8 protein-coding genes are annotated in these 6532 nt (G+C 63.2%); 5 read left to right on the top strand and 3 right to left on the bottom strand.

The window, feature by feature from the left end; all coding sequences use genetic code 11:
* Positions 1 to 172 precede the first annotated feature (172 nt).
* The 5 genes from C9E81_RS22455 to C9E81_RS22475 all read left to right on the top strand — a co-directional run bounded on the left by C9E81_RS22455 (position 173) and on the right by C9E81_RS22475 (position 4565).
* On the top strand, positions 173 to 1459 hold the full coding sequence (locus C9E81_RS22455) for an arylsulfotransferase family protein (RefSeq protein ID WP_122114582.1): 1287 nt from the start codon (positions 173 to 175) through the stop codon (positions 1457 to 1459).
* Positions 1460 to 1574: 115 nt separating this feature from the next.
* Positions 1575 to 2780: a glycosyltransferase family 87 protein gene (locus C9E81_RS22460; protein ID WP_122114583.1), complete on the top strand. Its 1206-nt coding sequence runs from the start codon at positions 1575 to 1577 to the stop codon at positions 2778 to 2780.
* 108 nt (positions 2781 to 2888) lie between these two features.
* Positions 2889 to 3515 (top strand): nitrile hydratase subunit alpha, encoded by a 627-nt coding sequence (nthA, locus tag C9E81_RS22465; protein WP_122114584.1) that lies wholly within the window; start codon positions 2889 to 2891, stop codon positions 3513 to 3515.
* Positions 3512 to 4177 (top strand): nitrile hydratase subunit beta, encoded by a 666-nt coding sequence (gene nthB, locus C9E81_RS22470; protein WP_122114585.1) that lies wholly within the window; start codon positions 3512 to 3514, stop codon positions 4175 to 4177. Before nthA ends, nthB begins: the two co-directional genes overlap by 4 nt.
* Before the next feature lie 16 nt (positions 4178 to 4193).
* Positions 4194 to 4565, top strand: a complete 372-nt coding sequence (locus tag C9E81_RS22475; RefSeq protein ID WP_166462019.1) for a nitrile hydratase accessory protein — start codon at positions 4194 to 4196, stop codon at positions 4563 to 4565.
* Positions 4566 to 4680: 115 nt separating this feature from the next.
* Here the strand turns inward: C9E81_RS22475 and C9E81_RS22480 are convergent, their stop codons facing one another.
* The 3 genes from C9E81_RS22480 to C9E81_RS22490 form a co-directional block, all read right to left on the bottom strand.
* Entirely contained in the window at positions 4681 to 4926 is a 246-nt protein-coding gene (locus C9E81_RS22480) for a WGR domain-containing protein (RefSeq protein ID WP_122114587.1), read from the bottom strand.
* A gap of 502 nt (positions 4927 to 5428) precedes the next feature.
* Entirely contained in the window at positions 5429 to 5680 is a 252-nt protein-coding gene (locus tag C9E81_RS22485) for a PAAR domain-containing protein (protein ID WP_166462020.1), read from the bottom strand.
* Positions 5677 to 6532: type VI secretion system Vgr family protein (locus tag C9E81_RS22490; protein ID WP_122114589.1), on the bottom strand; the 856-nt coding region annotated here is incomplete at its 5' end. The genes C9E81_RS22490 and C9E81_RS22485, both read right to left, overlap by 4 nt.

The following is a 6532-nucleotide window of genomic DNA, read 5'->3' on the forward strand; positions in this document are numbered from 1 at the left end:
GCCGTCGTCATCCTGGCCCTGGTCGGCTTTGTCTGGTACCCGCTCAAGCGCCTGCTGCGCAAGAACAACGCCACCAGCGACAAACAAGAACAGCGATGATGATCACGGTCCTTGCGCTCGTCGCGGGTGCCATGACCCATTGCCCTCAATAAAACGAAAGATCGTTCCGGCCGTGAAATACAAACTGTCCGAAAGCATCGGCCCCATCATGTCCGTCGTCTCGCTCGCGGTGATCGCAGTGGTCTACGGCACCGTGGCAACCTGGTGGAACTGGTTTCCCGCGCCGCAGATCGGCCTGGCACATCACACCTTGAAGGATGTCGCCGCGAACTGGAAAAACGATATTGGCCTGGCACCCACGCGGCACCTGGTCACTCCCGTGGCGGCGAACTCGGGGCCCGATCGCGGGCTTTCCGGCAAGCCGGCGGGGAGCACCGCCGAGGGCTATGTTCTCGTTGCCGGCCTCAGCGAGACGCAGGACGACACCTTCCATGTCGTCCGCCTCTATGACGGTCAGGGCAACGAGGTCCATCGCTGGCCGGTGCATTACGACCTGCTTGATACCGAGCGCAGGCCGCAGAACGTGATGCTGCACGGCATGGAGGTGTTCGAGGACGGCTCGCTTGCGCTGACCTTCGACGAAGGGCACGCCATCGCCCGGATCGATGCCTGCGGCAAGTCGATGTGGTCGCTGCATGACGGTTACCATCATAGCATCAACCGCGACGGCGAAGGCCGGCTGGTGACCTTGCGCAACGACGATGTCGTCCGCCTTGACGAAAATACGGGCGAGATCCTCAGCAGCGTCGGCCTCCGCAAGGAAATGGTCGAAGGCGGGAACGCGGATCAAAGAGCGATGCTGCACATCCGCACCCGCACGCCGGAAAATGCAGATGAAACGGTCACCTATCTGGCCGACCCGTTCCATACCAACGATGCCGAGCCGCTGCGCGCCGAGATGGCCGATGCCTTCCCGATGTTCGAGGCGGGCGACGTCCTGTTCAGCCTGCGCGAACTCAACCTGATCACCGTGATCGATCCCGAGACCGGGCGGATGAAATGGTGGCATTACGGGCCGTGGTTCAAGCAGCATGATCCCGACTTCCAGCCCGATGGCCGGATCACCCTGCTCGACAATGCCACCGGCACCGGCAAGTCCCGCATCCTCGCCATCCGCCCCGGCGAGGAAAAGGTCGAAACGCTGTTCGAGGGATCGGACGAACTGCCGTTCTACACCTGGCGCCGGGGCAAGCACCAGTTCCTGCCCGATGGCAACATCCTTCTGACCGAGGCCGAGGGCGGGCGCGTGCTGGAGGTTACGCCCGAAGGTGAACTGGTCTGGGAGCGGCATTTCAAATGGGATGCCGAGCAGAACGTCGTCATTACCGAGGCACGCTATGTGCCAAGGGATTTCTTCGAGAACGGCGCGCCAAGCTGCGGCCCGGAGATCGGGGGATGACATCCGCATAGGCCGATAGCCTGTATCCGTCGGAGGCAAGGACTGCCTGGCCGAATTCCAACACGACAAACCATGGCCCCGGCGGAACCGCCGCCAGGTCCAGGGGGGAGGAACCATGACGACGCCGACAACCCATATGGAAATTGCGCCCACGAGATGGGTGGAACTGCTGGCGCTCACCGCCCTTGCGCTCCTTTCCCTGGTCATAATCGCGACCGAGCTTCAGCGCGTATTGCCTGCACAGGAACTGCGGGATTTCGGGACCTTCTTCGCATCCGCCAAGGCGGCGGCCGAGGGTCTGAACCCCTATGGCATCTATCCGCTCACCTATCACGCGGTGATTCCCGGATACGAGGGCTGGAACGAAAACCTGAACCCGCCGATCTCGGCGCTGCTTTTCCAGCCATTCACCTTGCTGGATCCCGATATGTCGTTTCGCGTGTGGCGCGGCGTTTCGCTCGTCACCTATCTGGTCGCCGTGGGGCTGCTCCTCAGGCGGTATGCCAGGGGCTTCGAGGCCATATTGCTGCTTCCGCTATGCCTTGGCCTGGCCGGCGTGTGGGACACGCTCCTGCTCGGCCAGATCTACACGCCACTCGTCCTCTGCGCGGTCAGCGCCTGGTTGCTGCTCGAACGTGACCGGTTTATCTGGGCGGGGCTGCTTATCGGCATCCTCATCGCGATGAAGCCGAATTTCCTGGTCTGGCCCGTGCTCCTGTTTCTGTCCGGCCATCATCGGCCGGCACTCGTATCCGGAGCGGCAGCCGGGCTGATCAGCCTTGTGCCCGTCATCGTATTCGGGCCCGAGGTCTATCAGCAATGGCTTGACGTGATCGTGCCCGATGGCGACGGCAAGGCCTTTCCGACCAACGTGTCTTTCGTCGGCCTGGCGGCCCGCGCCGGAGTGCCCATGTTCGGACTGTATCTCAGCATCGGCCTGCTGCTGGCGCTCGCAGCCTGGGCAGTCTGGCGCCGCCCCGAGCCGATGCGGGCAAGCGAGATGGCGCTGCTTGCCGCTGTTCTTGCCTCCCCTCTCGGCTGGATCCATTACACGCTGTTTTTCATTCCGGTGCTGATTAGCCGCCGAATGCAGCCGGCGATATGGATTACCCTCCTTGTCCTGATCATCCCTCCCTCGGTCATCATCGAACAGACGGCACAATCGCCAGCCATGCAGCTGACGATCAGTTCGGCTTACGCTTGGGCGTCGATCCTGTGCCTGATAGCCGTGTGGGCCGAAGAGCCGGAATGGCTCCGGCCCCGAACAGGATCTGCCGGGCCCGTGCCGGATATCGGCCGGACAACACCGTTTCCGGAATGACATTCCGGGCGGCGCGGATGACCCGGGACGGATCGCCCCAGCCCCGGCGGGCTTGCACCGGGCGGGATTGCATGTTTCCATCCCACCGGATGAGAGCGGGAATCCGATATGCCGCATGACCACGATCACGGAAGCGATCTGGACGAGATGAGCGCGAGGGTCATGGCCCTCGAAAAGCTGCTGACCGACAAGGGGCTGGTCGAGCCGGCCGCGCTCGACCGGATCATCGACAGCTACGAAACCCGGATCGGCCCCCGCAACGGCGCCCATGTCGTGGCTCTGGCCTGGTCGGATCCCGAATTCCGGGACCGGCTTGAACGGGACGCGACCGAAGCCATCCATTCACTCGGCTATACCGGCCGGCAGGGCGAGCATGTCACCGCGGTCTTCAACACGCCCGAACGGCATAACATGGTCGTCTGCACGCTGTGCTCCTGCTATCCGTGGAGCCTGCTCGGCCTGCCGCCGGTCTGGTACAAATCCATGCCCTACAGGTCGCGCGCGGTCAGAGAGCCGCGCGCCGTGCTGAAGGAATTCGGCGTAACCCTGCCCGGGGAAACCGCCATTCGTGTCTGGGACTCCACCGCCGAGATGCGCTACCTGGTGATCCCGATGCGGCCCGGCGGCAGCGACGGCATGTCCGTCGAGGAGCTTGCCGGGCTGGTGACGCGCGATTCCATGATCGGCACGGCCATCCTGCCCGATCTTGCCGGCAAGGAGGAGGCCCGGACATGAACGGGCCGCAGGATGTCGGAGGGCGGCACGGTTTCGGCCCGGTTGCTCCCGAACCGGACGAGCCGCTGTTTCACGCCGATTGGGAGGCGCGCGCCCTGGCGCTGACCGTCGCCGCAGGCGCAGCCGGGCATTGGAGCATCGATGAATCGCGATTTGCCCGCGAGAACCGCTCGCCAGCCGAGTATTACCGCCTGAGCTATTACCAGATCTGGATTGCCGGGCTGACGCGGCTCCTTCTCGACAAGGGGCTCGTCACCGGAGAAGAGCTTGCCTCGGGGCAGGCCGGCGATCGGGCGACCGTTCCTCCCAATCGCAGGCTCGGGGCAGAAGAGGTCGCCGCCGTCCTTTCGCGCGGCGCTCCCGCCAGCCGGGATCCGCAGGGACGCCGTCCGGCATTTGCCGTCGGAAACCGGGTCAGGACCAGGAACCTGCAGCCTGCCGGCCATACGCGCCTGCCATCCTATGCGCGCGGCAAGACCGGCCGGATCGCCTCTGTTCACGGCTTTCACGTCTTTGCCGATGCCAGCGCCCGGGGGGATCATGCGGCGGCGGAATGGTTATATGCCGTGGTTTTCGATGCGCGGGAACTGTGGGGAGGCGATGCCGCAACGGGCGATGAGGTGGTCATAGATGCGTGGGAGCCCTATCTTGAACCCTGCTGAAAGCAACCCCAAAGCAATGCCGCGCATTCCGGGCCTGTCCGATGCCACGGAACCGCATTTCCACGCCCCCTGGCAGGCAAGGCTCTTTGCCCTCACCCTGTCACTGCAGCAAGGCGGCCTGTTCGACTGGCCGGATTGGACCGGGCGCCTTGCCACGCATCTGCGGATGGCGGTGCAGCTGCCCTCTGACGCGAGCGGGGCCGAGCATGCGGCGCATTACTACACCGCATGGATGCGGACGCTGGAGCAATTCCTGGAAGAGGCGGGCACGGCAGAGCACGGCAGGATCGAAGAGATGGCCGAGAGCTGGAAACGGGCGGCACGGGCCACCCCGCATGGTCAGCCTATTCTCCATGAAAACGGGCTGGCCGCGCCATCGAAGCGGTGAAGACCAGACAATCGCGGCGATCCCGATCCGGTGTTTCGTGGCATCGGGCGGTCTGTTTCCGGCAGGTTGGATCATGTCGGTCGCCTTGCGGTGAATGGCCGGCCGGGGGCGGCACTCATGGATGCTCAAGATAGCCTCGCCTGAGTTTGCGTTGCCGCCAGTTGTTCCGCTCCAGCAGGGCGGCATCCGGATCGGCGAACCAATGACGCATCTCCCGCCCGGTAGTCCCGACACGTCCCCACCGGCGGATCAGCATCGCCCCGCCCAAGAGATCGGCGGTGATCTCCAGCCGGTAGAAACGGGCCATGTTGCGGGCCGGATCATGACGCGTGAGGTGGGAATAGCAGAAGGGCTGCATCATGAGGCATATATTGCTGCGACACCATCATGCTGTCCAACGAGTATTCTGAATCGAAAACGGCTGATCGATTCATTCCGGTGATGGAAGGCCCTGCCACGGGGTCCGGCAGGCGATGCCGATGACGTCCGGCGCCCCCGACAGCATTTCCGGAATTCAGGAAATCCCGTCTGGATGCGTAATCTGCGGCCTTGCCGCGCCGGATGACATCCGGCAACGATGGCTTCGATATATCGGACGGCCGCCCACTCGCTGCGATAGCTTCGGGCACGAGCGCGGAAGCAGAAAAATGCGAGCCGTTCGATGGCTGCCTATCGGCCGATAGGGGTGGAAAACCGCTCTGGCTGCTGCTTGACCGGACCGGGGAAGATACCCTTCATGACCATGACTCATCGAATAATTCAGAAGATGAGGGCGGAGGCCCCGAAAACATGATCCGGAAGGATATGCGCCATTTCATGGCCCACAGCCTCCGCCTTCCATCTCATGTATTGCACCGGGGTCCTCACGAGAACCTTGCGCTGCCCGAGCATTCGGCGATTACCCCGCCACAACTGGTCTTTGACCCCAGGTAGGCGACAGGCCGACCGTCCAGCAACGCGCCCGGCTTGCCCTCGATGATGATGCCGCCGCAGGCGCATTTGTCGCCCACACGAGCGACCGGCAGGCCGTCCAGTAAACTGCTGCCTCCCTCGATGATCGCATTCGGTCCATGGAGCGGGCAGATATGCTTGTCCCCGACACGCGCGACGATCATCCGGATTTCTCCTCGTCGAATTTCGCGCATTCCTCGCAAAGCGGCAGCCCCTCGCGCGCGGCCATCTGCAAGGTCGGAACCTGTGCCCCGCCAGAGCCGCCCATGATCACGTTGCCTTTCAGCCGGATCGTCGGCGCTTCGAGCGTGATGCCCGAGGCATCGATGGTGATCTTGCCGCCCGGTCCCTTGACCTGCATGGTCTGATAGGCCATCAGCGTGTGCCGCTTGGTGTTGTTGGTGATCGCTTCGCCCACATCGAGCGTGTAGCGTCCAAAGACCTCGCCCTCGTAATTGCGGCCCGCCTCATACAGGTGATCGGCATAGATCGCCTGCTTGTAGCTGTTGCCGACCCGGTGGATATGGTCCTTGCCGTAATCCTCCTGCTGGTTGCGGCCGACCGTGTAATACATGTCATTGCCGATATTCTCGCGATGATCGTTCCCGACGCTGATCGTCTTGTCGTGACCGATGGCTTCCGACTGGTCGTTGCCCACCGTCTTGCTGCGGTCATGGCCGATCGAGTGGCTTTCGTCATTCTCGATGATCGTGTTGTGATCCTTCTGCGCATGCAGAAAGACCTCTTCGCGATCCTTTTCGTCCTCGAACCGGAATTCGTTGTAACCGCTGCCCTGATGCGTATCGGATTTGAAGGTGCTGACGGTCTTGTTGGCCGGCAGATCGTAGGGCACCTTGTTCCTGCCGTTATAGACGCAGCCCGTGACCAGCGGCTTGTCGGGATCGCCTTCGAGGAACTCGACGACGACCTCCATGCCGATGCGGGGGATCACCATGCCGCCCCAGCCACCCCCGGCCCAGCTCTGGCTGACCCGGCAGCGCATCGAATAGGCCTCC

It is taken from the genome of Paracoccus alkanivorans (assembly GCF_003697785.1).
Lineage (GTDB): Bacteria > Pseudomonadota > Alphaproteobacteria > Rhodobacterales > Rhodobacteraceae > Paracoccus > Paracoccus alkanivorans.